This window comes from Paenibacillus lycopersici, from assembly GCF_010119935.1.
In the GTDB taxonomy this organism is placed as follows: domain Bacteria; phylum Bacillota; class Bacilli; order Paenibacillales; family Paenibacillaceae; genus Paenibacillus_Z; species Paenibacillus_Z lycopersici.
In genome coordinates, this window is the sequence record NZ_CP048209.1 from 4,070,701 (window position 1) to 4,097,001 (window position 26,301).

Annotated in this window: 24 protein-coding genes; 2 read left to right on the forward strand and 22 right to left on the reverse strand. The window is 59.4% G+C overall.

Features of this window, described 5'->3' with window-relative positions; genetic code table 11:
- Positions 1 to 3: 3 nt before the first annotated feature.
- From GXP70_RS17890 to pdhA, 3 genes are all read right to left on the reverse strand, one after another.
- Positions 4 to 1,323: a dihydrolipoamide acetyltransferase family protein gene (locus GXP70_RS17890; RefSeq protein WP_162358092.1), complete on the reverse strand. Its 1,320-nt coding sequence runs from the start codon at positions 1,321 to 1,323 to the stop codon at positions 4 to 6.
- Positions 1,324 to 1,384: 61 nt separating this feature from the next.
- Positions 1,385 to 2,362, reverse strand: coding sequence for an alpha-ketoacid dehydrogenase subunit beta (locus tag GXP70_RS17895; RefSeq protein ID WP_162358093.1), 978 nt, complete (start codon positions 2,360 to 2,362; stop codon positions 1,385 to 1,387).
- 44 nt (positions 2,363 to 2,406) lie between these two features.
- Complete coding sequence (pdhA, locus tag GXP70_RS17900) at positions 2,407 to 3,474, reverse strand: pyruvate dehydrogenase (acetyl-transferring) E1 component subunit alpha (protein WP_162358094.1); 1,068 nt, start codon at positions 3,472 to 3,474, stop codon at positions 2,407 to 2,409.
- A 325-nt stretch (positions 3,475 to 3,799) separates the two neighbouring features.
- On the opposite strand from pdhA, the gene GXP70_RS17905 reads away from it, so the two are divergent.
- Positions 3,800 to 4,540 (forward strand): alpha/beta hydrolase, encoded by a 741-nt coding sequence (locus tag GXP70_RS17905; RefSeq protein ID WP_162358095.1) that lies wholly within the window; start codon positions 3,800 to 3,802, stop codon positions 4,538 to 4,540.
- Between the two features lie 800 nt (positions 4,541 to 5,340).
- Here GXP70_RS17905 and GXP70_RS17910 read toward each other — a convergent pair.
- From GXP70_RS17910 to GXP70_RS17920, 3 genes are all read right to left on the reverse strand, one after another.
- A complete protein-coding gene (locus GXP70_RS17910; RefSeq protein WP_162358096.1) occupies positions 5,341 to 5,826 on the reverse strand; it encodes a low molecular weight protein-tyrosine-phosphatase in 486 nt (161 codons plus the stop codon).
- Entirely contained in the window at positions 5,823 to 6,506 is a 684-nt protein-coding gene (locus tag GXP70_RS17915) for a trimeric intracellular cation channel family protein (RefSeq protein WP_192043498.1), read from the reverse strand. Before GXP70_RS17915 ends, GXP70_RS17910 begins: the two co-directional genes overlap by 4 nt.
- 120 nt (positions 6,507 to 6,626) lie before the next feature.
- A complete protein-coding gene (locus GXP70_RS17920; protein WP_162358097.1) occupies positions 6,627 to 8,618 on the reverse strand; it encodes an endonuclease MutS2 in 1,992 nt (663 codons plus the stop codon).
- A 154-nt stretch (positions 8,619 to 8,772) separates the two neighbouring features.
- Between GXP70_RS17920 and GXP70_RS30085 the strand changes: the two genes are divergently transcribed.
- Positions 8,773 to 8,895, forward strand: coding sequence for a hypothetical protein (locus GXP70_RS30085; protein WP_263864019.1), 123 nt, complete (start codon positions 8,773 to 8,775; stop codon positions 8,893 to 8,895).
- 175 nt (positions 8,896 to 9,070) lie between these two features.
- Here the strand turns inward: GXP70_RS30085 and GXP70_RS17925 are convergent, their stop codons facing one another.
- The 16 genes from GXP70_RS17925 to GXP70_RS18000 form a co-directional block, all read right to left on the reverse strand.
- Complete coding sequence (locus GXP70_RS17925) at positions 9,071 to 9,844, reverse strand: MBL fold metallo-hydrolase (protein ID WP_162358098.1); 774 nt, start codon at positions 9,842 to 9,844, stop codon at positions 9,071 to 9,073.
- 49 nt (positions 9,845 to 9,893) lie between these two features.
- Positions 9,894 to 10,562: a GNAT family N-acetyltransferase gene (locus tag GXP70_RS17930; RefSeq protein ID WP_162358099.1), complete on the reverse strand. Its 669-nt coding sequence runs from the start codon at positions 10,560 to 10,562 to the stop codon at positions 9,894 to 9,896.
- A 35-nt stretch (positions 10,563 to 10,597) separates the two neighbouring features.
- A complete protein-coding gene (locus GXP70_RS17935; protein WP_192043367.1) occupies positions 10,598 to 11,260 on the reverse strand; it encodes a GNAT family N-acetyltransferase in 663 nt (220 codons plus the stop codon).
- Positions 11,261 to 11,296: 36 nt separating this feature from the next.
- The gene (locus tag GXP70_RS17940) at positions 11,297 to 12,160 is read right to left on the reverse strand and encodes a carbon-nitrogen hydrolase family protein (RefSeq protein ID WP_162358101.1); all 864 of its coding nucleotides are present in this window, start codon (positions 12,158 to 12,160) and stop codon (positions 11,297 to 11,299) included.
- 41 nt (positions 12,161 to 12,201) lie between these two features.
- Positions 12,202 to 13,560: a HAMP domain-containing sensor histidine kinase gene (locus GXP70_RS17945; RefSeq protein WP_162358102.1), complete on the reverse strand. Its 1,359-nt coding sequence runs from the start codon at positions 13,558 to 13,560 to the stop codon at positions 12,202 to 12,204.
- Positions 13,557 to 14,255, reverse strand: a complete 699-nt coding sequence (locus GXP70_RS17950) for a response regulator transcription factor (RefSeq protein ID WP_162358103.1) — start codon at positions 14,253 to 14,255, stop codon at positions 13,557 to 13,559. The genes GXP70_RS17945 and GXP70_RS17950 overlap by 4 nt, the downstream gene beginning before the upstream one ends.
- A gap of 343 nt (positions 14,256 to 14,598) precedes the next feature.
- Positions 14,599 to 16,281, reverse strand: coding sequence for a serine/threonine-protein kinase (locus GXP70_RS17955; RefSeq protein ID WP_162358104.1), 1,683 nt, complete (start codon positions 16,279 to 16,281; stop codon positions 14,599 to 14,601).
- A 132-nt stretch (positions 16,282 to 16,413) separates the two neighbouring features.
- Positions 16,414 to 17,433, reverse strand: a complete 1,020-nt coding sequence (locus tag GXP70_RS17960) for an SAM-dependent methyltransferase (RefSeq protein WP_225442462.1) — start codon at positions 17,431 to 17,433, stop codon at positions 16,414 to 16,416.
- Positions 17,434 to 18,213: an ABC transporter ATP-binding protein gene (locus GXP70_RS17965; protein WP_162358105.1), complete on the reverse strand. Its 780-nt coding sequence runs from the start codon at positions 18,211 to 18,213 to the stop codon at positions 17,434 to 17,436.
- Between the two features lie 18 nt (positions 18,214 to 18,231).
- Complete coding sequence (locus GXP70_RS17970; RefSeq protein ID WP_162358106.1) at positions 18,232 to 18,540, reverse strand: cyclic-phosphate processing receiver domain-containing protein; 309 nt, start codon at positions 18,538 to 18,540, stop codon at positions 18,232 to 18,234.
- 8 nt (positions 18,541 to 18,548) lie between these two features.
- Entirely contained in the window at positions 18,549 to 19,379 is an 831-nt protein-coding gene (locus tag GXP70_RS17975) for a deoxyribonuclease IV (RefSeq protein ID WP_162358107.1), read from the reverse strand.
- 6 nt (positions 19,380 to 19,385) lie between these two features.
- Positions 19,386 to 20,228 carry an Fpg/Nei family DNA glycosylase gene (locus GXP70_RS17980; protein ID WP_162358108.1) on the reverse strand — a complete coding sequence of 281 codons (843 nt, stop codon included), beginning with the start codon at positions 20,226 to 20,228 and terminating at the stop codon, positions 19,386 to 19,388.
- A 16-nt stretch (positions 20,229 to 20,244) separates the two neighbouring features.
- On the reverse strand, positions 20,245 to 21,072 hold the full coding sequence (locus GXP70_RS17985) for a TIGR01457 family HAD-type hydrolase (protein WP_162358109.1): 828 nt from the start codon (positions 21,070 to 21,072) through the stop codon (positions 20,245 to 20,247).
- Between the two features lie 5 nt (positions 21,073 to 21,077).
- A complete protein-coding gene (locus tag GXP70_RS17990) occupies positions 21,078 to 22,589 on the reverse strand; it encodes a ribonuclease H-like domain-containing protein (RefSeq protein ID WP_162358110.1) in 1,512 nt (503 codons plus the stop codon).
- 90 nt (positions 22,590 to 22,679) lie between these two features.
- Entirely contained in the window at positions 22,680 to 24,929 is a 2,250-nt protein-coding gene (locus GXP70_RS17995) for a DEAD/DEAH box helicase (protein ID WP_162358111.1), read from the reverse strand.
- A gap of 382 nt (positions 24,930 to 25,311) precedes the next feature.
- Entirely contained in the window at positions 25,312 to 26,286 is a 975-nt protein-coding gene (locus tag GXP70_RS18000; RefSeq protein ID WP_162358112.1) for a metal-dependent hydrolase, read from the reverse strand.
- Positions 26,287 to 26,301: the final 15 nt, after the last annotated feature.

The window sequence follows — 26,301 nt, forward strand, 5'->3', positions numbered from 1 at the left end:
GTTTTAAACCTCCATTACAAGTAATTGCGGATCAGCAAGCAGCTGTTTGATGTAGTTCATGAAGTTTTGAGCTGTCGCGCCGTCAATTAGACGGTGGTCAAAGCTAAGGGACAGAGCCATAACGGAACCGGCGACGATTTCGCCGTTCTTGACGACCGGCTTCTCGGAAATGCGGCCCGTGCCAAGGATGGCGACTTCAGGGAAGTTGATGACCGGCGTGAAGAACATGCCGCCGGCGGAGCCGATGTTCGTGATGCTGATGGTGCTGCCGCGCATTTCTTGCGCGCCCAGCTTGCCGTCGCGCGCTTTGACCGCGAGGTCGCGGATGGCGTCGGCAACCATCCAGACGTTCTTGCGGTCGGCGTCCGGAATGACCGGAACGACGAGACCGTTATCCGTATCGGTCGCGATGCCGATATTGTAGTACTTCTTGTAGACGATCTCTTGCTTCTCTTCGTCCAACGTCGCGTTCATGATCGGGAACTGGCGGCAAGCCGCGACGAGCGCCTTCACGATGAACGGCAGGTACGTCAGTTTGACGCCTTTCTTCTCGGCCAGCGGCTTCGCTTTCGCGCGCAGCTCGACCAGTGCCGTAACGTCGACTTCGTCCATGATCGTAACATGCGGCGCCGTGTAGACGGATTTCACCATCGCGTTCGCGATCGCTTTGCGGATGCCCTTGAACGGCACGCGCTCTTCCGTACGGTCGCCCGACGGAACTGCCGCCGCCGCCGGAGCCGCTTTCGCTTCGCCGCCAGGAGCCGCCGCAGCTTCCGCCGCTGCAGGAGCCGCCGCGCCGCCGCCGGATGCGAAGGCCGTAATGTCTTCACGGGTAATGCGGCCGTTCTTGCCGGAGCCCGCCACGCTTGCGATGTCTACGCCCTGCTCGCGCGCGAATTTGCGCACGCTCGGCGTCGCCAGCACAAGGCCGCCGGCCGGTTTCGTCGCTGCCGGAGCCGCTGCAGGCGCTGCAGCCGCAGGCGCTTCGGCTTTCGGCGCTTCGACCGCCTTAGGCGCTTCCGCTGCCGGTGCCGGAGCGCTATGGCCTCCGCCCGCCGGAGCCGCTTGCTCGGGCACTTCGCCTTCGGCGTCGATAACGGCGACAACGTCGCCAACGTGGCAAACTTGTCCGTCCTTGACAAGCACTTCGAGCACTTTGCCGTTCACCGGACAAGGAACTTCCACGATCGCCTTGTCGTTCTGCACTTCCATGATGATATCTTCATCCGTCACCGTATCGCCGGGCTTGATATGCATTTTTACGATTTCGCCTTCATGCAAGCCTTCGCCCAGCTCCGGGAAACGATATTCAAACTTCGCCACGTCCCGTGACCTCCTTCCAGGTCTCACAACCTGCCCATTTGTCCTCTTGCGTTGTCATCCATTAAAAGTTCAGCACTTGGTTCGCGGCTTTCACGATGCGATCGACGTTCGGCAGCCAAGCGTCCTCGATTTGCGCGAACGGATACACCGTATCCGGACCGGCAACGCGAAGCACGGGCGCTTCCAGGTGAAGAATGGCATGCTCGTTGATTTGCGCGATGATTTCGGCCGCGGCGCCGGACGTTTTCTGCGCTTCTTGCACCACGATCGCGCGATTCGTCTTCTGAATGGATGCGACGATCGTCTCGATGTCGAGCGGCAGCAGCGTGCGCAGGTCGATGACTTCGGCTTTCACGCCGCTCTTCTCCAGCTCCTCGGCCGCTTTCACCGCCGTGTGCACCATGAGGCCGTATGCGATGATCGTGACGTCCGCGCCTTCGCGAACGACGTTCGCTTTGCCGATCTCGACCGTGTACGCTTCTTCAGGCACTTCCGCGCGGAACGCATGGTACAGGTTCAAGTGTTCCATGAAGAACACCGGATCGTTGTCGCGGATGGCCGCGACGAGCAATCCTTTCGCATCGTACGGGTTCGAAGGCACGATGACCTTGATGCCCGGCGTTTGGATCGCGAGGCCTTCCAGCGAATCCGTGTGCAGCTCGGCCGCCTTGACGCCGCCGCCGAACGGCGTACGGAACACGATCGGCGAGTTGTAGCGTCCGCCGGAACGGAAACGCATGCGCGCCGCCTGCACGAACATTTGGTCGAGCGCTTCATAGATGAAGCCGACGAATTGGATTTCCGCCACCGGACGGAAGCCTTGGATCCCCATGCCGACAGCCATGCCCGCGATCGCGGATTCGGCAAGCGGCGTATCGAATACGCGCTCTTCGCCGAATTCGCCTTGCAAACCTTCCGTCGCGCGGAATACGCCGCCGACTTTGCCGACGTCTTCACCGAAGACGATTACGTTCGGATCGTTCTTAAGCTCCACGCGCATCGCGTCGCGGATCGCTTCTTTCATATTCATTTGAGCCATTGTCGCGAGTTCCTCCTTAAGCTAGCTTCTCTATATTCATCCCATTATTGAAAATCGGCTTTTTGCGCTTCCAGGTGCGCGGGCGTCGTTTCGAACATGGAGTCGATCAAACCGCCGACCGTCATTTTCTCCGTCGCTTCCGCTTTCTTGATGTTCTCGTTGACGGCCGCCTTCGCTTCCTCTTTCACGCGGGCCGTGTCTTCTTCCGTCCACAGGCCTTTCTTCTCGAGGAATTTGCCGAAACGCGTCAGCGGATCCTTCAGGCTCCATTCGGCCTCTTCGTCTTTCGTCCGGTACTTCGACGTGTCATCCGCCATGGAGTGCGGGCGGAAACGGTACGTGAGCATCTCGATCAGCGTTGCGCCTTCGCCGTTGCGGCCGCGCTCGGCCGCTTCGGATACGGCTTTGATAACGGCAAGCACGTCCATGCCGTCGACTTGCACGCCGTGGATGCCGGCCGCCAGCGCTTTGTGCGCGATCGATTGCGCGCCCGTTTGCTTCGCGAACGGCGTCGTAATGGCATAGCCGTTATTTTGCACGACATAGATAACGGGCAGTTTGAACGCGCCCGCAAAGTTAAGCCCTTCGTAGAAATCGCCTTCGGAGGAACCGCCGTCGCCCGTATAAGTGATCGCTACGCGCTTCTCGCCCTTCTTCTTGAAGGCCATCGCAACGCCAGTCGCGTGCAGGATCTGCGCGCCGATGATGATTTGCGGCATAAGAACGTTGACGCCTTCCGGAATTTGGCCGCCGTGCTGATGGCCGCGGGAGTACAGGAACGCTTGGTACAGAGGAAGACCGTGCCATACGATTTGCGGCATGTCGCGGTAGCCCGGGCAGACGAAATCGTCCTTGTTCAGCGCGTACTCGCTGCCGACCATGGATGCTTCCTGACCGGATACGGGCGCGTAGAAGCCAAGACGGCCCTGGCGGCCCAGATTGACCGCGCGCTCGTCCCAAGTGCGGGTGAAGACCATGCGGTACATAATTTCTTTCAATTGCTCGTCAGTCAAATTCGGCATGTAAGCCTCGTTAATGACTTCCCCTTCAGGAGACAAGACGGAAAGCGGTGTTACCGGTTCCGAATGAACTTCGTAAGGCAGCTTGCTCATATTGTTCACCTCAGTTGAATATTTGAAAAAACGAGTAGCTCTGTTATAGAATGATTATAAACCTGTTTAACCGAAATGGTCAAAGCATAATGCACCGAAATCCGCTGAACTCGGCAATTTTTTATGTTTAACCTTGCTAAGTTGTATATGTAACAGATATTAAATAGTGATAGTACAGTATAATACAACAGCAAGAGTTTTGCGGTTATCTCCGTGTTATCACCGTGTAATCGCAGTGTTATCGCGGATCGCGGCCGACATTACGCCTCCCCTTTGTTTACCCAATCGACTCGCAATGCATGCAAGCGAAAGGAGATTTCATCGCATGACGGATGAACGCTATTTAAAAAGAACAATCGTGAAGGAGGTCGTGCCGAGCCGTTATTTGCCGGAGGGCTCCCGAAATCTTCGCGTATATTTGCCGCCGGGGTATAATGAACTGCTCAGCTATCCCGTCGTTTATTGCCAGGACGGCGAGCAATTCTTCAACTTCGGCCGGATCGCGACGATCGCGAATCAGCTCATTCTGGATGAAGGAATCGAGCCCTTCATCATCGTCGGCGTCGACGTCGACCTCGATCGCCGCACCGCGGAATATGCGCCCGACGGCGATCGGCATGCGGCATACGTGTCCTTCTTCGGCGAGGAAATGATTCCTTTCATTGAAGGCAAGTATCCGATCCGCAGCGAGTCGGAGTCGCGCATCCTGGCCGGCGATTCGCTCGGCGGCTCGGTGAGCTTCCATATCGCGCTTGCCTTCCCCAAATTGTTCCATCAAATTATTGCCTTGTCGGGCGCCTTTTATCCCGCATCGCGGGAAATCGCCGAAGCGGCCGGCGACCTGAGCGACCTCTCGCTCTATATGATCGTGGGCCTGCAGGAGACCGCCTTCAAATCCGACCGCGGCGTATTCGATTTCGTCGCGATGAACCGCGAGATGCGCCGGATCCTCGAAAGCAAGGGCGCGTCGACGATGTACGGCGAGCATGACGGCGATCACGTATGGGGCTTCTGGCAGCGGTTCATTCCGGACGCGCTGCGCTGCTTCCTGCACGCCGAAAGCTGATGCCCCGTATGCATTCGCTCATGAACCGAGCATGACGTACAAACAAAAAACGTAAGCGCCCTCTCGGAGGGGCTTACGGTTAGAGTGCCGAGAAAGTCCAGCGGACTTTTCGGCACTTTTATTTTTGTTTAGTGGCGGTCCCACATCTCGTTAATTAAAAAATCGATTAAAACCAATCTGAGCACGACTTTTCGAATGAGATATCGGCAATTTATAACTCTCTATAAAAAAACTGAAGGGTCTCTCCAGCCTGCGGTCTGCCTGGGGGCAGGCCTTTTGGTAGTCGTGTGATCAATGGGTGACTACTTCTTTGCGAGCTTCCCGCGGCTCCCCGCAGGAATAAGGTTGGAGCCATCACGCGCCGTCGCACTTCGCACAGGTAGCTGCGTGAAATGCAGAAAGAAGCGCTCAGGCTGCCGCTTCCCCGGCATAACTGCCGAAACCGCTTTGATCAATCGGCTTTTTGCCCGGCTGGGCAGCAGCACTGCCGTCGATGCAAGGAAGCGGACAAGAGATGCGTTATTGGCCGGTTTTCCTTGTTTTACCGTGTGCTTGCGGACAGGAGATGCGCTATTTCGCCCAACATGGCAGCCATTCAGTGCTATCCGGAGGCAATAATGGATCCTGTGTCCGATCTCCAGCCCAAAACACCGATTTCAATACAAATAGCGGATCCTGTGTCCGTTGCCCACAGGGGTTATCTCGTTCAGGCGATGCGACTTGAAGATTCGTGTAGTTTCTCGACAGCCTGACCGTAAAGCGCCCTCGCGGAGGGGCTTACCGTTTTGTTGTTCGCGCGCCTATCGGACTTGATCGGGATGCTCGTCCCGGATGCGGACGAGCAAATTGTCGCAGCCTTCGGCAACGAGCTTGTACACTTCTTCGAAATTGCCAGTGTAATACGGATCCGGCACGTCGTCGTTCTCCTGCTCCGGCAGCAGATCCATGAACTTGAACACCTTCGTATTCCCGTCCGCCTTGCTGCCGAACACGTTTCTGACGTCGCGCTCGTTATTGCTGTCCATGCAGACGATATAGTCGAACCGGTCGAAATCGTCGAGCAGCACCTGCCTCGCCCGGATGCCTTCATACGAAATGCCGCGGCTGTCCAGCAGCGCGCGCGTCCCTTCATGCGGCGGCTTGCACAGATGCCAATCTCCCGTTCCGGCGGAATCCGTCTCGATCCGCTCCGCCAATCCCGCTTCCTTCAAGCGATGGCGGAAAACCGCTTCCGCCATCGGCGAACGGCATATATTGCCCAAACATACGAATAAAACCCGAATCATTGCCGTTCTCCTTCCTTGTGCTCCTTCTTGGCCGCTTCCCGGTTCTCGTCCTCGTACACCGACTGCGATAGCGCGTACTTGAGCGATCTGCGCGGCAGGCGCCAGCCGTAGTGAACGGACAACATGCGGAATACGATGACGATGGCGAACAGAATGAGCAGCTCCACCGGCGAGTCGAACCAGCCCAGTCCGATCGCGGCGCCGGCGCTCATCGCCCATACCGCGTAGATCTCGTCGCGCAGGACAAGCGGCTTCCGGCCCGCCAACACGTCGCGAATCATGCCGCCGCCGATACCGGTCAGCATGGCGGCGACGACTACGGCGCTGAGCGGATACTTGCCGGTCGCATACAAGGCGCCCTGAATCGCGAACGCCGATAAGCCGATCGCGTCGAAGAACGCCTCGCTTTTCTTCCACGTCTTGATCCACTTGATCGGCAGGACGAAAGCGACCGTCATCGCGATGACCGCCGTCTTGAGCAGCATGCCCTGCGTCCAGATCATCGGAATCGGCACGCCGATGAGCAGATTGCGGATGACCCCGCCGCCGAAGGCGGTGACGAGTCCGAGCACGTATACGCCCAAAATATCGTACTCTTCCTCCATCGCCACGATCGCGCCGCTCACCGCGAACGCGATCGTGCCGATAATGCTGAAAACCGTGAAAATGTCCATATCCATCGCTGCATTCATCTCATGTTGCCTCCGCCGGCTCCGCCCTATTCTAAATCCTTTCCTATTTTAGCCGCGGCGGCCCTATACTTCAAGCGGATTTTGCATGAATGGGCGCATTGCGCCGGCTCATTCGTCCTTTTTCTCCGACGGCGTGACAATCGATACCCCCGGCGAGTACTTGCGCCCCATGAGCTTCCGTTTCTTCCGGTTCTCTTTGGACTCGAACACGATATCCATATCGTACTCGCCGCCCGGGTACAGCTCGGTGTTCGGGATGTAAAGCGACAGCCGTTTCCGGTTGAAGGTCATTTTCGACTTCTGCACCTGCACGACGACCTCCCCGCGTTCGTCGGCCGCGCGGAAGACGATGCCCGTTCGTTTGAGCGGGTACACCCAGACGCAATCGCCGACTTCGAACGGGCGCTTCTTTCCTTCCGTGTCGGGGAGTGCTTCTACCGGATCGGCCGGCTTCATTCGCGCAGGCTGCTGCTTGCGTTCGCGTTGCACCGCATTGTATTGCGGGAATTCGTACGATTGCGAATCCGCGTACTGGCCGCGCTGGCCTTCGGGGCTATCCGTCTCCGACGGTGCCGCCGCCTGCTTCACCCGTTGTTCCGCTCGCCGCACGACGCTCTCCGGCAATCCGAAGCGTCTGGCGATGGCGAAAGCGTAGCTGTCCCCGGCCTCGCCGATTTCCAAGCGGTACAGCGGCTTCAGCGTCTCCGCGTCGAAGGCCATTCTTGCATTCGTGCAGTCTTCCATGACGGAAGCGAATCGTTTAATCTCGTTAAAATGCGTCGTCGCCGCCACAAGCGAACCGCGCTGCAGCAGCTCCTCCAGCACGGCGATCGACAAGGCGATGCCTTCGCCGGGATCCGTGCCCGCCGCCAGCTCGTCAAGCAGCAGCAGCGAGCGGCCGTTCGCCTTGCGGAGCATTCCGCTCAAATTGTCCATATGCGCCGAGAACGTACTGAGCGACCGTTCGATGCTTTGCCCGTCCCCGACGTCCGCGAGCACGGTCTCGAACAATCCCAGCTCCGTCCCTTTATCCGCGGGCAGCAGCAAGCCCGACTGCACCATCAGCGCGAACAGGCCGATCGTCTTCAGCGCGACGGTCTTGCCCCCGGTATTCGGTCCCGTAATGATGAGCTGCCGCCAATCCCCGCCGATCTCCACGGTGAGGGGAACCGCCTTCTCGCCAAGCAGCGGATGGCGCGCGCCCGTCAAGCGGATGTACGGCCGATCGGTAACGGCCGGCGCTATGCCGCCGTACGTGCGGCCAAGCTTGCCCCTGGCGAAAATAAAATCGAACGATGCCATCGCCTCCACGTTCCATCGGAACTCGGCGGCATATGCCTCCGCCTCGTCCGACAGGCGGGACAAGATCAGCATCCGCTCGCGTTCTTCTTCGCTCTTCCAGAGCTGCAGCTCGCCTTGCAGGTCCGCCACGTCGGCGGGCTCGACGAACAGCGTCTGGCCGCTGGACGACTCATCCCAGACGGTGCCCGGCACCTGCCTGCGCAAATCGCGTTTGACGGGAATAACGAAGCGTCCGTTCCGTTTGCTGACCAGCTGCTCCTGCAGCGCATGCTTGTATTTGCCGAGCAATTGATTGATTTTGCGCTCGATCCGGTCTTCGGCCGCCGCGATGTGGCGGCGGATATCAGCCAGATAAGGACTGGCTTGATCGGTCAGCACGCCGTGGCGGATGCATCTTGCGAGCTCTTGGATCAGCTCCGGGCAATCATGCATCGAGTCGGCGTAGCTGCTGATGGTCGGCGCCGTCATGCGCTTGCTGTCCATGTAACGCTTCATCTGCGCGACCGATGTCAGCCAGGCCGCCAGCTGCCCGAGCTCCTGTTCGGTATAAATCCGGCCTTTGCCGAGCAGCGCCATGAACGGGCCGATGCCTTCCATCGCCGAAAGCGGAACGCTCGCTCCCGTCGCAAGCAGCTTCGCCGCCTCTTCCGTTTCGTTCAGCCATGCCGTTACTTGCTTGAGCCGGCTGCTCGGTTCGAGCCGTTCAACCAGCGCTTTCCCTGCTTCCGATACCGTGTACGCTGCGAGCATCGATTTGATTTTTTGAAATTCCAACGCGTTCATCGTCGTTTGATTCATTGCGGAATCCACCTTTTATCGTTGATTGGGCCATGCGAAAGGGTACAAAAAAAACAGGAACGGAAAGCGCATAAACGCATTCCGTTCCTGTTCAAGGACATCGGCAGCCATGCGAAGGCAGACGCCGCCGATTGAGAGGCGGCCGTCGGCCGGCATGAAAAAAAGCGTGCTCGAAGAGCACGCTCATTTTGCCGTCCAGCAGGCGGGAAATGGTCATGTTCTTAACTCATTGGCTGCGGACGCTGCATTCGCCGATAACAAACTAAACCTGCGCTAACCGGGCAAGTTCGCTTGCAATACGAATTCAGTTCCGCACCTGGCGGCGCTTCAGGCCCCAGGCAATATCCAATTTAGAAGTTAAGAACACCGACACGCATTAAAATTTCCCCTTGCTGCATAAAGTTACCTTCATCATAGCTCCTGACCGCTGCCGAAGTCAAGCGGCCATTCGGCTAAATCGTGATCAACATGCCCGTACGCGCGAATGCCGTGCCTGCCGGGAGATCGTAGTTGCGAGATAGATCAATGTCATGCGACATGTGGGTAAAGATCATTCTGCCGGGCTTTAACCGTTCGATCAGCTGCAGCCCTTCCCGAACGTCGTAAACGGAGCGCGATTCGAACGGATAAGGCTCTTCGTAGAAGCTCGTCCCCAGGATGAGCACGTCCAGATCGCGCAGCGGTTCCAGCTCTTCACCCTGCAGAGCGATGGCATCCGAGCAGTAAGCGAAGCAGCGGCCGCTCGCGATATGCGTGAACCGGAACGCGTACGCGTGTCCGTTCTTGCCGTGATTGACCTTCCAGCAGACCGTTTCCCACTCGCCGAAGGTCAGCTTCCCGTCAATCGGCTTGAAATCGATCTGTCTGCGAAGCCATGGAAACCGGACCAGAATTTCGTCGACGACTTCCCGTTTCGCGTATACCTTGCCTTTGCGACCCAGCCATCTGCACATATCCGCGAATTCCGGCAGTCCGCCGATATGATCGAAATGCGCATGCGTAACGAGCAGCGTCTCGATATGGCGCAGACCGAACGCTTCCATGCCGTTTCGCCAATCCGGGCCGCAATCGATCAGCATCGTGCCGAACGAAGCGTCGGTCAGCTGCACCAGCGAACGATATCTCCGGTTCCTTCCCTCGGCTCTCGCTTCCTCGCAGACGTCGCAGGAGCAGTAGACGCGGGGAACGCCCATCGCGTCCCCCGTTCCCCAGAATGTAACGATCATCCTATTTCGACCTCCTTCCGTGATGTTTTCCGTCGCAATGAAAACGGTGCTACAATGGTAGAAGGGCTAGCGTTTGCTTGCCTTTCAGCTGCTCCATCATGCCGTACCACTCGTCCGGCTTGTTCGGCAGCGCGGAATAATATTGCGTCAGGAACGCGGTCACGAGCGACGCGTCAAGCTCGGTGCGGTCCTCGTCCGCGGGCAGGAAGCAGAGATTGAGCCCGCTCACCGCCGAGCCGTCCTCTTCCCACGACGGATGAACGTAAGGGAAGTCCAGGCGCATATAGCCGATATGCGACAGCACTTCGCGGCGGACGTACGGATTCATCGGGTAGATACCGCCGAACTCGTAGGTCGCTTGCACGGGATCGTATATTTCGGCGAACATGCCGATAGAGACCGTACCGCTCTGCTCGGCGAGACGCTGCAGATCTCGCGCGCGGCTGCGCAGCAGGAAACGTCCGATGCCCAGCCCCGGACGGCCGACGATCGTGAAATCGGTCATCGCAACTTTCATTGCCGGGTAATAGCGATATTCCGTCGTCCCTACGACTTCTCCTTCATGCACCGCGACATAGACATGGATGCTCGCGTCTTTCAGCGGCGCCTGCCACTTCTCATACGCCAGCACCTCCTCGGGCGGAAAAACCGTCTGCATCAGGCCGTGCATCTTAGCAAACAGCGGGTTATCAATCGATTGAATGCGTATGTAGTCCAATAATCTCGCTCCTTATCGTTCATCCTGTGAATGGTTTAGCGCATAAAAGGATTCCGCCACTCCATGAGCGCGGCGTAATCGCACGATTGTTCATCCTCTAAATAATGCTCCGCCGTTCCGACCGGCATGCGGCCGCAGCGCAGCAGGAACGAAATAACGGGGTCGTTGTAGCGTCCGGCGACGATACCGGCCAAATATTCATCCGGCGATACGCTGTCCGCATAACGATGGTAGCCGGGCATCCTGCCGCCGCCGAGCAGCCGCTTGAGGCCTAGGTGAACGACGGTTTCGTACATGCTTTGCATGAGCCATTTGCCCACGCCGGACTTGCGCATCTCCGGTACGACGCAGATGTCGACGATGTACAAGGTGTCGCCGTCCGGCGCATGATTGCGGATGTAGCCGCCATCCGTGATCGACTCCCAGCTATGGCTGCCCGCCAGCTGCGCGTCGTCGACCCGAAGCCCGGTGATCGAGCCGATCAGCCGCCCGTCCCGCTCCGCGCATATCGCGCCTTCCGGAAACCGCGCCACATGCTCGCGAAGCTGCGCTTCATTCCACCACAGCTCGGAAGGAAACGGCGGCGGGAAGCATGCCTCCTGAATGGCGATCATCCCGGCAAAGTCCGACTGCGTATAGTTGCGGATGACGATCTCGACCGGTTTGCCCTCCGCATAGACGATCATTTGCTTGCGCATGCGATATACCTCCATGAGGGCCGAAGGGCCTGCGGGCTACGACCAATCTCCGTACAGATCGGTACGGCGGTCGCGCCAAGTCGTGACGGAACCGGCCGCGCGGACATCGTGCAGCAGCGAGACGTCGATATCCGCGACAACGAGCATATCGTCGTTGATGATGCCTTCCGTCATGATGCCTGCCGGCGGGAACGGGATATCGTTCGGCGAGATGACGGCCGCCTGGCCGAAATTCGCCCGCATGAAGTCGACCTTGCGGAGCGAGCCGACCGTGCCGGTCGTCACGATATACACTTGATTCTCGACTGCCCGCGCATGGCAGCAGTAGCGTACCCGGTAGAACCCGTGACGGTCGTCGGTGCAGGAAGGACAGAAGACGATATCCGCTCCCTTGGCCCGCGCCATGCGTACGATCTCCGGAAACTCGATGTCGTAGCAGGTCAGCATCGCGATCGTCCCGAACTCCGTATCGAACACGCCGAGGCCTTCGCCCGGCGACATATTCCACTCTTCCCGCTCCGTCGGCGTCATGTGAAGCTTGGCCTGCCGCTCCACCCGTCCGTCCGGGTAGAACAGATGCGCCGCGTTGTTCAGCTTGCCGTCCCCCGTCGATACGACATGCGTGCCGCCGATGATATGCATGTTGTATTCCGCCGCCAGCGACCGGAACAGCTCGACGTACTTGTCCGTGAATTCAGGCAGCCGGCCGATGCCGAGCGCCGCGCCCGAATCGTCGCCGATCGAAAGCAGCTGCGTCGTGAAAAATTCCGGAAACAATATAAAATGCACGCCGTATTCCGACGCGTTCCTCACGTAATGGCGCACCTGCGCCGCGAAATCGTCGAAACGGCCGATGTCCTCAAGCTTGTATTGCACCGCGCAGACGCGTAACCCTTTCATGCTCTCTCTCCCCTTGGACGTGCGTAATTTAATGGCATGTATTATTTTCTTTGCGGAAGCGCGATCGAAATCGTCGTGCCCTGGTCCGGCTTGCTGAAGACGTCGATCTGGCCATCGTGCAGATCGACGATCCGCTTCGCGATGGATAAGCCGAGTCCCACTCCGCCCGTCGTGCGGCTTCTGGCGCCGTCCACCCGATAGAAGCGCTCGAACAAATACGGCATCTCGTCCTCGGGAATGCCGATCCCCTTGTCGGTCACGGAGAAACGGACGACGTTCTTGTGCAGCGACAGGCTGATGTCGATCGGCTCCTTGCTGTATTTAATCGCATTATCGAGCAGAATGACGAGCAGCTGACGGATTTTCTCTTTGTCCGCGCTCAGTTTGATGTCCTGCTTGCTCGGCGTATGGACGCGGATCATCCGCTGGAACGTCATATGCAGCATATCCGCCGTCTCGTCGGCCAGCTGAACGAGGTTGAACGTTTCCAGCTTGAGCCAGTCTTCCTGCTCCGCCTGCGCCAGCTGAAGCATCGATTTCGTCAAGTTCTGGAGCCGCTGCGATTCCTTGCCGATCGCTTCGATCGCTTCGTCGCGGATGTTCGCGTCGTCGCGCCCCCAGCGCTTCAACATGCCGGCATAGCTGCTGATGACCGTCAGCGGCGTCTTCAGCTCGTGCGAGGCATCGGCGACGAACTGCTTCTGGCGCTCGAACGTCCGGTCCAGCCGGTCGATCATCTGATTGAACGCCCTGGCGAGCTGCAGCAGCTCGGCGGATTGATCCCGCTGGGCAAGCTCGATCTTACGCAGCTTGCCGCTCCGGTCGATCTCCCGCATCGTCTGCACCATATGCTGAATCGGCGACGTCAGGCGCGAGGTGAACCAGTAGGTGCCGAAGATCGCGAACAGTATCGCCCCGATGCTCGTAATCGTCAGCGCGATGACCAGCACCTTCAAGTAGCTGTCGAGCAGCGTCAGCTTGCGATACAGCTCCAGCGTGCCGATCACTTCGTTGTTGTGGAAGAGCGGCACCTTCATGTACAGCACGCGCCGGCCGTCGATGAAGAACATGCCCGTATCGTGCCTGGTGGAGAAATCCGGCTTCAGCGCCAGCAGCTCCGGATCCGAGCCCTGCGTATTGACCACCTTGCCGTTCATGTCGACGATGCGCATCAGTTCGCTCACGTTGTAGTAATCCCGCAGCAAATCCATGTTGGCCAGCTGATCGGGGTCGTTGATGCGCGGATCCTCCAGCAAAATATTCACTTTATTCGTCAGCAGCTGGTCTTCGCTGCGGATCGTGATTTTGATCACGAACAAATAAACGAAAATATTAAACAAGATCAAAATAAAAATTAACCAGAATATGGTGAAAAACGTAAAGCGCCGGCGAAGCGTCATGCGTCGGGCTCCTTCAGCATGTACCCGACGCCGCGAACGGTGTGGATCAGCTTATGCCGGTAGCCTTTGTCGACCTTCTGCCGCAGGTAGCGAATATACACGTCCACGAGATTCGTCTCGCCGATAAAATCGTAGCCCCATACTTCGGATAAAATGTCTTCGCGCGATTTCTCCTCGTTCCGGTGCTCCGCCAAATAGACGAGCAGCTCGAATTCCCTCGGCGTCAGCTCGATCGGCAAGTCCTTCCGGAACACTTTGCGCGTGCGGAGCTCGATGGAGAGATCGGCCGCCTTGAGCACGTCCGGGCTTTCCGGCTCCTTCGGCTGCTGCTGGAAAATGCGGAGCAAATTGCGCACGCGCGCGAGAAGCTCCTCCATCGCGAAGGGCTTCGTTATATAATCATTGGCGCCGTGCTCGAATCCGCTCACTTTGTCCGGAATCGTATCGCGCGCCGTCAATAGGATAATCGGAATCGGATTGCCGGATTGCCGGATGCGCCGCAGCACCTCGATGCCGTTCAGCTCCGGAAGCATGACGTCGAGCAGCAGCATATCCCATTCGCCGTTCGTCGCCTGTTCCAGGCCGCTCCTGCCGTCCGAAGCGCGGCCGACGATATAGCCTTCATGCTCCAACTCAAGCTGGAGAATCCGCGCAATGCCGTCTTCATCTTCGATGACAAGAATGCGTTCGTTCATACTTGGTCTGCACCTACCTTGCTCTAATCTATAACGGTTCCCGGCGGACCCGTTCCCATAATCATAATTAAGCATGTCCGTCAATGCAAGCGATATAGTAGGCGCGCTTGGAAGAAGTCTGACGGCGTTGAACTTCGGCTGGCGCATGCGCAATGACAAGACTCGGGCGACGATAGGCGATTGAATCCTTGTGCGCCATATCCTGGTTGACCATATAGACTACGGCTCATATCGGCGTGCAGGCGTCCGGCCAAAAGCTTGCCAAGCTCGAATGCCGAACACGCTCGCGAATGCCGAACACGCTCGCGAATGCCGAACACGCTCGACGAACCTTCTAACGTGATTAAACGTTGGCCGCCAACGAGCCAAGCACCGGAGCTAACGCCCGCTCGAGCTGCGAACGCCAGCGCTTGTTCGCGGTCGCCCACCGGCCGCACCACATTTCGTCCGCCCATTCCTGCGCCGGCAGCAGCGGTACCGAGCAGCTCGGCTTAGCAGGCATCGCCGCCAGCCATTCGGCTCGCGCGCCGAATTTCCCGTCCTTGTTGGCGATCCAGTGCGTCGTTCGTCCGCCTCCGCCGCGCTCGCCGCATATCCGGCCAGCCGTCGCCAGCCGCTCGATCGTCCACTTGGACGGAAATGGGTCAACGACGAACAGCAGGCAATCGCAGGTTGCAAGCTGCTTCTCCATCTCCGGCGACAGCCAGCGGCCGGAGACGTCCGTCACGACGACCGAGGCGCGAATCGCCTGCAGCATCATGCGATGCTTGAGCTGCAATTCGGCCGATTGTCCGGCAGCGGAATGGACCGAAGGCTCGAGCCGGTACCACTCCGGGCCGCCAGAGCTTGCAGTCAGCTTGGCATATCTGTTGTCCGCCTCCGGCTGCGAATCGCTATAGCCGTCTCTGCCGGTCAGCGGGAGAAGCGCGTGCCACTCCGGTTCCAGGGCGGGATGCTCGACGGCCGCAACGGTCGCGCCGTTCATTTGACCCAGCAGATGCGCAAGCGTGATCGCTATGAACGTGCCGCCTGCTCCCGGGGACAAGGAGGCGACAATTACGGAGCGCTGACGATTCCGATGCGACATTAGGCGGGCAAGCGATCCTGTCGCCGGCGCTGCCATTCCCCTGCTCGGGCCGTCGAACGCAGACGAGGCGGAGCCAGCCGCCGCCGTCGCCGTCGCCGCAGCGCCTTGCAGGCAATCTCCCAGCGCCCTGCTTACTTCCTCCATCGAACCGTACCTGCTTGCCGGATCGGGATCGGTCATCTTGAGGATCGCAGCCGCGATCGCGGGCATTCCGCCCAGCAGGGCCTGCATGCCCTTCGATGCATGCAGGCCATGACCGCTTGCTCCGGCATTAGAATCGATCCTGCCGCCGCCGGTCAATAGATAATACAGCAGCGCGCCAAGGCCGTAAATATCCGTACGCTCGTCGCTCTGACGTTCCCCCTCCTGCTCAGGCGCGGCAAACCCGGGCGTTCCGAGCCTCGCCGTATCCATCTCCTGTCCCGGTTTGAATACGCGGGCAATGCCGAAATCGATCAAACGCACGAACCCGCTCCGGTCGATCATCACGTTCGTAGGCTTCAAGTCCCGGTGGATGATCGGCGGCTGCCGGCCGTGCAAGTATCGGAGCGCTTCGGCCAGCTGCAGGCCGATCTCTACGGCTTTCGCCGCCGGAACGAGGCCTCCTTGCTGCTCCAAGTACCTTTGCAGCGTCAAACCGTCAATATAGTCCATGACCATGATTTCATAGCCGTCGCGCTCGTCCGCGGGATAATAGTCGACGATCAGCGGCACATGCGGATGGTTCAGCTCCATCAGCAGCCCCGCTTCCTCGGCGGTGCGCAGGCCGCACCCGGCGGACGCCCGGCTTGCCTTCAAGGCGCGAATCTTGCCTTGCAGCCGCAGGTCCTCGGCCGCATACACTTCGCCCATGCCGCCTTGGCCGATCAATCCTTGAATCCGGTAACGGTCTCCGACGACCGCGCCGTTCTCGAATAGACGAAACTCCTTCTGTCCCATAAGCGTTTTCCTCCCCCTAACATCGAAAAAGCATCCTGAACGAAGACGGTGCCAGAGTCCTGGAGACCGTCCGTTCAGGATGCTTTCCTGTGCGGAATGATTCATTATAGGCGGTATCGGATTGAGCATCCGCTAGCCATTCTTGACTAAGTATAGCGTAATTTCATCCCGGTTGTGAAACAATTGTTTCGCCTTGCGCAGCTCGAACGCCGATTCCAGCTTCGCCACGACGTCGCGGATCGTCTGCAGCGGCTTCTTGTGCATCAGCTTGACGGTGATGATCGCGGTCGCGCCGTCCTGCAGCGCATCGGCCTTCTCGAGCACGAGCTTGGCCATCTGCATGGGGCTCCAGCTCATGTCGCAGACGAGCAGGTCGAACGTGTCCGGCGGGAAACGCACATCCGACGCATTCTTCTTTAAGGCCGTTAAACGCGGATAGGCCGCGAGCTTCGGATGAAGCTCGGCAGGATCGATCGACGTGACGCGAAGTCCGCGTTCAAGCAGCAGCTGCGTCCATCCGCCGGGCGCCGCACCGATGTCGAGCGCCTCCCGGAACGTCTCCAGGTAAAGTCCGAAAGCCCGCTCCGCTTCGAGCAGCTTGAACTTCGCTCGCGAAATCTGGCCTTCCTCGCGCTGGAAGCGAACGGCGCCTCCCGGCCAATCCGACAGCTGTTCGGACGGCGTCCCCCAGCCGACGTACAGTTCGTCCCGCCCGGCGAAGATCGACAGGATCTGATCCGGCGACTGCATCGCGGTTTCTCCGCCGAGCTCCATAATGACCGCATCGAGCACCGATTTCGTATCCGCTGCGGAGTATGGATACGGCGTGCCGTCGACGCGCCGCAGATGGATGGCGGTCGTTCCGTTCTCGCAGCGGATCCGGGCGTTCCGGACAAGCTCGGCCAGCGCCTGCAGATCGTCCGATCCGCCTTGAATCGGCAGCATGCGGTCGATCGGCTGTATATGCCGCAGGAAGATCGGTTCTTGACGCTGCAGCAATTCGAGCAGCTCCTCGCGGCTTAAGGATACTTCCATCCGAAATACTTCGCCGGCGACGAGCTGCGTAATTTTAATCCCTTGAATCATTCTGCGCAGCTCTTCCATCGCAAGCGAGGCGAAGCCGTGATTCGCGGTTCCAATCCATTCCGTCACTTAATTTCTTCCTCCTGACAATGCCCGGATCCAAGGGCGGTCATCCGCCCATTGGACTTCCACGGGCCAATCGTACGCGGCGCTCAGCCATTCGGCGCTCAATACGTCCTTCTTCGGTCCGGCCGCCACGATTTCGCCGTTCTGCACCAAGGCGACATGCGTAAACAGCGGAATGATTTCTTCCATATGGTGCGTGACGTACACGACCATCATATCTCGTTCACTGAGCCGGCCAAGGTCGATCAGCAGCTTCTCGCGCTCGTAGAGATCAAGACCGGCGCAAGGCTCATCCATGATGAGCAGCTTCGGATTCTGCATCAACGCGCGGGCAAGCATCACTTTCTTCCGTTCGCCTTGCGACAGCGAACCAAGCGACTGCTCGGCGACATGCAGCAAGCCCACTTCGTCCAACAGCGACAGCGCCTTTAACCGGACTGCCTCGTCGATCTCCTGATAGAAACGCAGGAAGGCGTACTCGCCTGTCGCCACCACTTCCCAGACCGGGTCGCGCAGCGTCAGCTTCTCCATGATGGATTGGCTGATATAGCCGATTGCTTTGCGCACTTCGCGCACGTCGCATTCGCCGTACCGGTTGCCCAGCACTTCTACCGTGCCCGAGCTCGGAAACTCGTAGCCGTTCATCATTTCGAGCAGCGTCGTCTTGCCGCAGCCGTTGCGGCCGAGAATGACCCAGTGCTCGCCTTTGTTCATCGTTAAATTAACGCCATTAAGGATTTGCCTGTCCCCGCGACGAAACGTAATGCCCTGCAATGCGATCATGCTTATCCCCTCCCAAGGTTACTCCCGCTTCATCGGTCCATGGTGGATGACGACGCCAGGCGGCGCATGCTGCGTGAGCAGATGGATCATGTTGATCCTTCCTGCCGGACTCGAGGTATGAAAAAAACATTCGCGCGGATAGCGCCCGCTGTCCACGATGTATTGCACGACGGCCAGCCCGTTCGGCTGCCCCCATCCGAGCTCGTAATCCAGCGAAAGCACGCCGACCTCCTCATGCTCCAGCAGCAGCTTGCATTCCTCCGCCGATTTCGCAAGGACGAATCCTTGCGGGCATGGCCGGTAATCATCCAGATAGACATTGATCATGCGGCTGTTCAGCCTCCCATACGCCGAATAAGCGCCAATTGTCCCTTATGCGTGCCGTCGTTCCCCGAAGGCGTTTCCAATACGAACGGCGTATCCGCGAGCAACGGATGCCGCAGAAGCCATGTTAAGCCAGGTTCCCCGATGTGCCCTTCCCCGATGACGGCATGCCTGTCCTTCTTCCCGCCGCTCGGATACACGGAATCGTTCAAATGAACGGCGGCAAGATGCCGGGTGACGCCGAGCTCCGCCGCTTTCACCAGCCACGGCGCATCCGGGCTTCCGTCCCAGACGCCGCTCGCGAACAAATGGCAGGTATCGAGGCAGAAGCCGATCTTGTCCGCGTCGGCGCACAAGCCGCGGATTTGCGCTAGCTCTTCCATCGTCGTGCCCATGAACGTATGCTCGCCGGACTGGTTCTCGATCAGCAGCTTCGCTTTGCCGTTCCACTGCCGCGTGACCGCGCTCAGCGTAACGACCGCATTGCGATAGCCTTCTAGAGGATCCGGTCCTTTGTAGACGCCGAAATGAACGACGACGCCGAGCGATCCGCACGCTTCGGCGATGTCGAGATCGTTAAGCAGCGACAGGACGGTTCGCGCCCGATGCTCGGCATCCTCCGCGGCGACGTTCGTCGGGTATGGAGAATGCGCGATCGACACGATGCCGTGCTCTTCGCAATACGCCGCGCAGCGTTGAGCCTCCGCGCGGTCGAATGACTTGACCGTCAGGCTGCGCGGGTTCTTAGGGAAGTACTGGTAGGCTTGTGCGCCGTATGCGGCCGCTCTTCTCGCCGCTTCGCGATAGCCTCCCCGCGTGGACACGTGAACGCCGGCCCGCATGCGCGATCACCGTTCCTTCTGGCAGGATGGGCAATAGAACAATTTGCGTCCGTTCAGCTCCGTCTGCACGATCGTATCGCCGCAGCGCAGGCAGCTCTCGCCGCCGCGGTCGTATACGCGGCAGCGGTCGTTATAGCCGCCCGTCAACGTATCGTCGCCCGTCAGCGGAAGCTCCATATATCCGCCGTGCGCCAGCGCGTCCTCCAGCACCGTATGCATGGCAGTATACATCCGCTCCCACGAATCCGGCTCGATAACCGACAGCTTCGCATCGGGACGAATTTCGGCTTCGAACGCGATTTCGTCGGCGTAGCAATTGCCGATGCCGGCGATGACATGCTGGTCGACGAACGCGTTCTTGAACGAACCGCGCTTGCCCTTGAACCGTGCCTTGAACGCTTCGAGCGTCAACCTCGGATCGAACGGCTCCGGCCCGAGTGCCGCAAGCTGCGCGTTCGCCTCCTTCACGGTCAACAAGTGAAGATAGCCGAGCCTGAGGCCGATGAAGCACAGGTCGCCCCCCGGGAAGCCAAGCGTCACCTGAACGCTGCGCTCCGGCCGTTCGTACGGCAGTCCTTCCGGCGTCAGCAGCGTATGGGATTCATATCGAATCAGGCCGCCCAGCATCAGATGCAGGAGCAGCCGTTTGCCGTTATCGAGATGGAAGAGAATCATTTTGCCGCGACGCTCCACGAACCATACGACGCGGCCGACAAGCTCCCGCTCGAATGTTTCTACCGGCACATTGATGGATTTCTCCCGAGTCACGAGCACTTTCGTAATCGGCTGGCCGGCGATGCGTTCCGCCAGCAGCCTGCGGTAATGTTCCATTTCCGGATATTCCGGCATGCGTGCAACTTCCTTCCTATCGGCGCTGTCTTTGTTCGGTCAGCTTGTTGTCCAGCCACTCCCGCAAACCGTGCAGATCGGCGATGACCTCGTCGGCCTCGCAGCCCGCCGATTCGAGCAGCTCAGTATAATTGTCGCCTGTTGCCAGCCCGGTTAATACCAGCACCGACGGACAATTTACGGCTTGTCCCGCCGCGATATCCGTCGCCGGGTTATCGCCGACTACCCAGGTCTCCTCCGGCGCCAGTCCGAGCCGTTTCAAGGCGAAGCGCATCTGAATGGCGGAAGGCTTGCCGATCACGACCGGCTTGACGCCGGAAGCCGCTTGAATGAAGGCGGAGATCGATCCTGCGCCGGGAACGAGCCCGTTGTCCGACGGCAGCAGCAAATCGGGATTGGTCAATATGTAAGCCGCGCCGCCCCGGATATGCCGGACGGCGTCGGCAGCTTTGTCGTACGTCAGCGAACGGTCGATGCCCTGCACGACAAGCTCCGGATTCTCGTCGACAAGCTGCAGCCCCGCTTCGAGCAGCGCAGCCCTGAGTCCGGATTCGCCGACGACATGCACGCGCGCCCCGGGATTGCGTTCCGCGATATAAGCGGCCGCCGCTTGCGCAGACGTGCATACGTCATCGGCAGCGGCCGGGATGCCCATCCCGTTCAGCCGCTCCGCGACCGTCTCCGGCGCAGCCGACGAATTGTTCGTTACGAATAAATAGCGGAGCTCCTCTTCGCGCAGCATGCGTATGAACGCATCCGCACCGGGAATCATCCTGCCCCCATGATACAGCGTGCCATCCAGGTCAATCAGCAATCCGCGGAGGTGATTGTCGTTGTTCCCCATGTCGCTCACCCCTTCGATCGTTTCAGCTGCAGTCGGTTGATCCGTTTGCGTATGACATCGAGTTCGGCTCTGCGCTTCCCGTCCATGCGCAAGCCCGCGTGCCGCATGGCCGCCAGCTCGAATGCCTGCTCGGCAAGCTGCAGCGCCTGCTCGAGCTCTTTGGTCCTATGCTCATAATACATGGCAAGCTCGATATGGGCCTCGTAGCCCGGTCTTGCCGTCTCGCTCGCCAACAAAACAGCCTTCTGCCACAATAACACAGCCCGATGCCAATTTCCACATTTCTTGTCGCGTTCCGCCAGCAGGCACAGGCTCTTGAAGGTTGGTCGCGGATGAACCGCAAACCGCGCGTACAGCGGCTCGGCCAGGTCGGTTCTCCCCATGCGCTCCAGCCACAATCCCGTGCGGAGCAGCTCCTCGGCTTCTTCGGGGAGCGGCAGCCGCGACCCTACCCCGCCCGCGAGAAAATGCCCGAATCGGATCGCAAGCGCTGCCAGCGAAAGCATGTCGATTTCGTTATGCCTGAACACGCCGTGCAGCGGCTCCGGGTTCCCGTCAGCCAGGTATTGAAAATAGATCGCCGGCGCGAGCGAGCCCGGCACGTCGTCGTTCCGTTTGATGCCGAGCCGTTCCTCCTCCACATGGCTGAGCTTGCAGGAAACGAGCGTATTGCGCCAAACGGACCGGGACGGATGCAGCAAATCGATATGAACCGGCTGCCAGTCGAACGATCGATACCCGTGCAGCACGAACCGATTGTAGAGCACCGGGCAGTCGAACGTGCGGCCGTTATACGTCACGAGATGCGTGAAGCGCGGAAGAAGCGCGCTCAAATAGCCGATCATCGCCCGCTCCTCCGCCGGATGCCGGATCAGAATTTGCTCGACGACGAACGTCTCCTCCTGCATGTAAGCCAGCCCGACCATGAACGGCACGTTGCCCGCGCCGACGCCAAGCCCCGTCGTCTCCAGGTCGAGGAAGAGCATGTTCATGCCTTCGCGAACGGCTCTATCGCCGGATACGCGGCCGGCCTCGACGCCTTTGCTTTGCTTGGCGTTCGCCTCGTCGAATGCTGACAGCGCAGGCTGCGCCTCAAGCAGCTCCTCCAGCGCATGCGCGCCATGACGGTGCGCTAACGGATAGCGGCATTCCCGAATGAGCAAATCGCCTTCCGGCGTCCGCACGAGCCGTACCCCGATCTCGCCCCATGCCGGCTCCAGCACATCCTCTCGCTCGTCGCTGCCGGCTAGGTCGACGGAGGCGGACATATCGCCGGCGAACGCGCCAGCGCCTTCGCCAACAGGCGAGTCGGCGGTTGCGCTTTCGATGGCTTGTACTTGCTGTGCCTGCGGTTCAACGACGACTCTAGCTCCGCTCATGCTTACGCCCGTTGCTGCGCCGCCGTCCGCGCCCGCCTCGGCTGCCTGGGCAGGCGTCTCGACCATGCCCGCCAACCGCTCCGCCTGCGCGGCTTGCGCGCTGCGCAGGCGCAGCAGCTTGTCTCTCAGCCCGCTCATCGCGGATTGCCTGCCTTCCGCGCGGGGCGGAACGGCTGCGTACTGACCGGAAGCTCGCATGGATGATAGACGAATGCAAGACGCGGCATACTACAATCCCTCCAATAACTGCAAACTCTTCTTCTTCGCGTTCATGCCCTCGATTTCCGAGCTGATGCATGACGGGCAGCCGTCTTCGCACGGGCATCTGCGGATCAAGTCGATCGCGGCCGCTTTGACCTCGTCGAACCGTTTGTAGACATCGTCGGCCAGACCGATCCCGCCCGGATAATGGTCATAGATGAAAATCGTCGGCAGCCCCGTGTGGTTCGCCTTGATTTGCGCGGCTACATGCACGTCGCTGCGGTCGCACATGACGAGCACCGGCACGATGTGGTTCATGACGTTGGCGATGCCGAGGAGCAGCTGCTCCAGCGTCTTCGTGCCGATCGCCGGGTCGACTTCCTTCAGCTCGAGCCAGGTTGCGCTCGTATGGAGCTCCTCCTCCGGCAGATGGATCGGCCCCGACCCGATATTTTCGAACGTGGACAGCTTGATTTTCTTGAAAATCGTCGGTATCGCGTTGACCGTCACGTCGCCGTAATGGATGGCGGCGTAGTCCCTGTCCCTGGTGCGGTCGATTTCCAGGACCTTGAGCTGCACCGCCAGGTTCGCGTCCGTATAATATTCGACGTCCACTTCGCGCACATACGCTTTCTTATGTTCCCAATCGAGCTTCTCGACCTGGTACTGAACGCCCTGATGGAGATAGATCGCTTCGTCGTGCAGCAGCGTCATGGCGCTGAAGCGGTCCATTTCGCCGATGATGCCGACGTTGCCGGTCTGCGTCTGATCGACGATGACGACGTTCTCCTGCGAAGCGGAGCGCAGGCTGATGTTGCTCGCGGGGAACGCCAGGTTCGCCCAATAGAACGTGTCCTTATTCTTGTTCAGCACCCGCTCCTCGACCAGATACTCCATAATGTCCGCCACGTCGAGCGGACCGAATTGTTCCGTTTCCTTGAACGGCAGCTCGTAGGCCGCGCATTTGAGATGATCGACGAGAATGATCAGGTTCTCCGGGTTGATCCGCGCGTATTCCGGCGAACGCTCGAAGAAGTAGTCCGGGTTCTGTACGATATATTGGTCGATCGGCGTCGAGCCGGCGACCATGACGATCAGCGCCTCGCCGTGCCGCCTGCCCGCCCGGCCCGCCTGCTGCCACGTGCTGGCAATGCTGCCGGGATAACCGGTCATGATGCATACCTGCAGCTGCCCGATATCGACGCCAAGCTCCAGCGCGTTCGTGCTGACGACGCCCAGAATATCGCCGTTTCGCAGCCCTTTCTCGATTTCCCGGCGCTGCGCCGGGAGGTAGCCCCCGCGATAGCCGCGAATGGATTTCGTCCCTATTTCGTTCCGCACCAAATCTTGTATATGGCTCAAAATGACTTCGACGCGCACCCGGCTGCGGGCAAACACGATCGTCTGGATTTTGTTCCGCAGAAAATCGCGCGCCAGCTGGTTGACTTCGGCCGTTGCGCTCTTGCGGATGTTAAGCGGCTTGTTGACGATCGGCGGATTGTAGAACGCAAAATGCTTCCTCCCGCTCGGCGCGCCGTTGTCGTCGACCAGCCGCATCGGACTGCCCGTGAGCTGCTCGGCCAACGCCCGCGGGTTGGCGATCGTCGCCGACGTGCAGATGAAGACGGGGTTGCTGCCGTAGAAATTGCAGATCCGTCTCAACCGCCGCAAGACGTTGGCGACATGGCTGCCGAATACGCCGCGGTAGGTATGCAGCTCGTCGATGACGATGAACTTCAAATTCTCGAACAGGCTCACCCATTTGGTATGATGAGGCAAAATCGCCGAGTGCAGCATGTCGGGATTCGTAATGACGATGTGGCCTGCTTTGCGTACGACTTGACGGATCGCCGGCGACGTATCGCCGTCGTAGGTGTAGCTTTTGATATCGATGCCCATTTCGGCGATGATTTCGTTGAGCTCGCTCTTCTGGTCTTGGGCCAGCGCCTTCGTCGGGAAGATATAGAGCGCCCGGCTCGTGCTGTCCGCGGCGATTGCCTGCAGCACCGGCAAATTGTAGCACATCGTCTTGCCGGACGCCGTCGGCGTGACGGCGACGATGTTCTCGCCCTTGCCGACCGCTTCGTAGGCGGAATGCTGGTGCGTATACAGCTCGTTAATGCCCCTTCTCGCGAGCGCCTCCCGGATACGGGGATCGACGCTTTCCGGCATGGGCTTCGTCTTCGCTTCTTTCGGATTTATTTCATGCCAGTGGATGACGTTCTCGTTGTTGCGCAGGTCGTCGATCAGTTCCGGCAGCGATTTCTTTTTGAACATGGACGGCTCACCTCTTATATGCACCATTTTAGCGAATATCTGTTCGCTTGGCTAGAGTCTCGTCCGCCTCCATTACCCCTAACCTTCTCATAACCTAAAGGGGTTCAGTTCAAAAGGCGTTTCACAACCCCCTAAATCCCCCTTCTCTTAAGGGGGACCCCAGGAGCTCCGCCCCTGGACCCGGATGGAGCGTGCCTTCCCCTTGGGCCGTCTTCGAAGTTTCCTTCAGCGTCGGCTCGTTTTCGTCCGCTGGCGCGGACACACTTTTCAGGCGGCGATCTTCCTAGGCTTAATGCCCAAACTTACTTTTAACGAAAATAGACCCTCAAGGAAAGTTCGGCGGAATTTCGCCTCTTTCCTCAGGGTCTTAGCTGCGGTCCGATTACACGAACGGCGGCTCCCACGACTTCTTGTTCCAGGCCAGCCGGTCGCTGAGCACGTTCAGGTTCCGGTCCAGCGTTACCGCTGCGCTGAACGGCATCCGGCGATGATGCCAGAAGCGCACGTCGCTCCACGTCACGAGATAGCCGTCGACCAAATCCTGCACGTTCACGTGGATTCGATCGGAGAAGCGATGGAACGCGCGCACGCCTTCGCTGGCCATCGTCGCTTTCGCCGCTTCCGTCAAGCTGTCCGGCTTAGCTTTCGGGAGGTACGCCGCTTCGTTGACGCGGCCGAATTGATAGTAGCCGGTCATGTACTCGTCTCCGCGGTCGATCACGAACTGCCAGGCGGTGCCGAGGAACGTCGGCAGCATCGTCACCTGCGACGCCTCCGTCCGATAATAGGCGCATAACTTGGCCAGCACCTTGCGGTGCACGACCAGCCGCCAGAGGAGGTACGCGCCGGTCATGGCATAGACGAACTCGAATACCGCCGTCGCGCGCGAATAATCGAACAGCCACAGGAGGACGGCCATCCCGTGCGCGGCGAACAAATAAGGATCGAATAGGCACAGCGCGTCGAGATGCAGCCATTTGCGCGTGAATGGCCGCAGGCATTGTACGCCGTATGCGTTGAACAAATCGAGAATGATGTGGAAGCAGACCGCAATGAACGTCCACAGCATGACGGTGCCGCTCCACGCTTGCGCGCCGAACAGCCATGCGATCGGCAAGCCGAGCAAGGGAGCCCAGACGAGCGGCGCAGGCAGCGAATGCGTGATGCCCCGGTGGTTGCGAATATAAGCATAAGGCCCGCGCAGCCGCATGACGGAATCGAAATCCGGGGCATGGCTGCCAAGCAGCGCGGCCGCGAGAACGGCATGCTGCAGCTCGGCATGAGCGGCGACGGCAGGGTCCGCAAGGGCCAAACCCGCTAACGTAGCGCCAAACAACAGATGACTTCCGGTATCCATGTCTCCTCATCCCTT

Bases quoted from the DNA above. Each gene is read 5' to 3' on its own strand.
- GXP70_RS17895 (WP_162358093.1), bottom strand. From the start codon at position 2,362: ATGGCTCAAATGAATATGAAAGAAGCGATCCGCGACGCGATGCGCGTG.
- pdhA (WP_162358094.1), bottom strand. From the start codon at position 3,474: ATGAGCAAGCTGCCTTACGAAGTTCATTCGGAACCGGTAACACCGCTT.
- GXP70_RS17905 (WP_162358095.1), top strand. From the start codon at position 3,800: ATGACGGATGAACGCTATTTAAAAAGAACAATCGTGAAGGAGGTCGTG.
- GXP70_RS17910 (WP_162358096.1), bottom strand. From the start codon at position 5,826: ATGATTCGGGTTTTATTCGTATGTTTGGGCAATATATGCCGTTCGCCG.
- GXP70_RS17915 (WP_192043498.1), bottom strand. From the start codon at position 6,506: ATGGATATGGACATTTTCACGGTTTTCAGCATTATCGGCACGATCGCG.
- GXP70_RS17920 (WP_162358097.1), bottom strand. From the start codon at position 8,618: ATGAATCAAACGACGATGAACGCGTTGGAATTTCAAAAAATCAAATCG.
- GXP70_RS30085 (WP_263864019.1), top strand. From the start codon at position 8,773: ATGAAAAAAAGCGTGCTCGAAGAGCACGCTCATTTTGCCGTCCAGCAG.
- GXP70_RS17925 (WP_162358098.1), bottom strand. From the start codon at position 9,844: ATGATCGTTACATTCTGGGGAACGGGGGACGCGATGGGCGTTCCCCGC.
- GXP70_RS17935 (WP_192043367.1), bottom strand. From the start codon at position 11,260: ATGCGCAAGCAAATGATCGTCTATGCGGAGGGCAAACCGGTCGAGATC.
- GXP70_RS17940 (WP_162358101.1), bottom strand. From the start codon at position 12,160: ATGAAAGGGTTACGCGTCTGCGCGGTGCAATACAAGCTTGAGGACATC.
- GXP70_RS17945 (WP_162358102.1), bottom strand. From the start codon at position 13,560: ATGACGCTTCGCCGGCGCTTTACGTTTTTCACCATATTCTGGTTAATT.
- GXP70_RS17950 (WP_162358103.1), bottom strand. From the start codon at position 14,255: ATGAACGAACGCATTCTTGTCATCGAAGATGAAGACGGCATTGCGCGG.
- GXP70_RS17955 (WP_162358104.1), bottom strand. From the start codon at position 16,281: ATGGGACAGAAGGAGTTTCGTCTATTCGAGAACGGCGCGGTCGTCGGA.
- GXP70_RS17965 (WP_162358105.1), bottom strand. From the start codon at position 18,213: ATGATCGCATTGCAGGGCATTACGTTTCGTCGCGGGGACAGGCAAATC.
- GXP70_RS17970 (WP_162358106.1), bottom strand. From the start codon at position 18,540: ATGATCAATGTCTATCTGGATGATTACCGGCCATGCCCGCAAGGATTC.
- GXP70_RS17975 (WP_162358107.1), bottom strand. From the start codon at position 19,379: ATGCGGGCCGGCGTTCACGTGTCCACGCGGGGAGGCTATCGCGAAGCG.
- GXP70_RS17980 (WP_162358108.1), bottom strand. From the start codon at position 20,228: ATGCCGGAATATCCGGAAATGGAACATTACCGCAGGCTGCTGGCGGAA.
- GXP70_RS17985 (WP_162358109.1), bottom strand. From the start codon at position 21,072: ATGGGGAACAACGACAATCACCTCCGCGGATTGCTGATTGACCTGGAT.
- GXP70_RS17990 (WP_162358110.1), bottom strand. From the start codon at position 22,589: ATGAGCGGGCTGAGAGACAAGCTGCTGCGCCTGCGCAGCGCGCAAGCC.
- GXP70_RS17995 (WP_162358111.1), bottom strand. From the start codon at position 24,929: ATGTTCAAAAAGAAATCGCTGCCGGAACTGATCGACGACCTGCGCAAC.
- GXP70_RS18000 (WP_162358112.1), bottom strand. From the start codon at position 26,286: ATGGATACCGGAAGTCATCTGTTGTTTGGCGCTACGTTAGCGGGTTTG.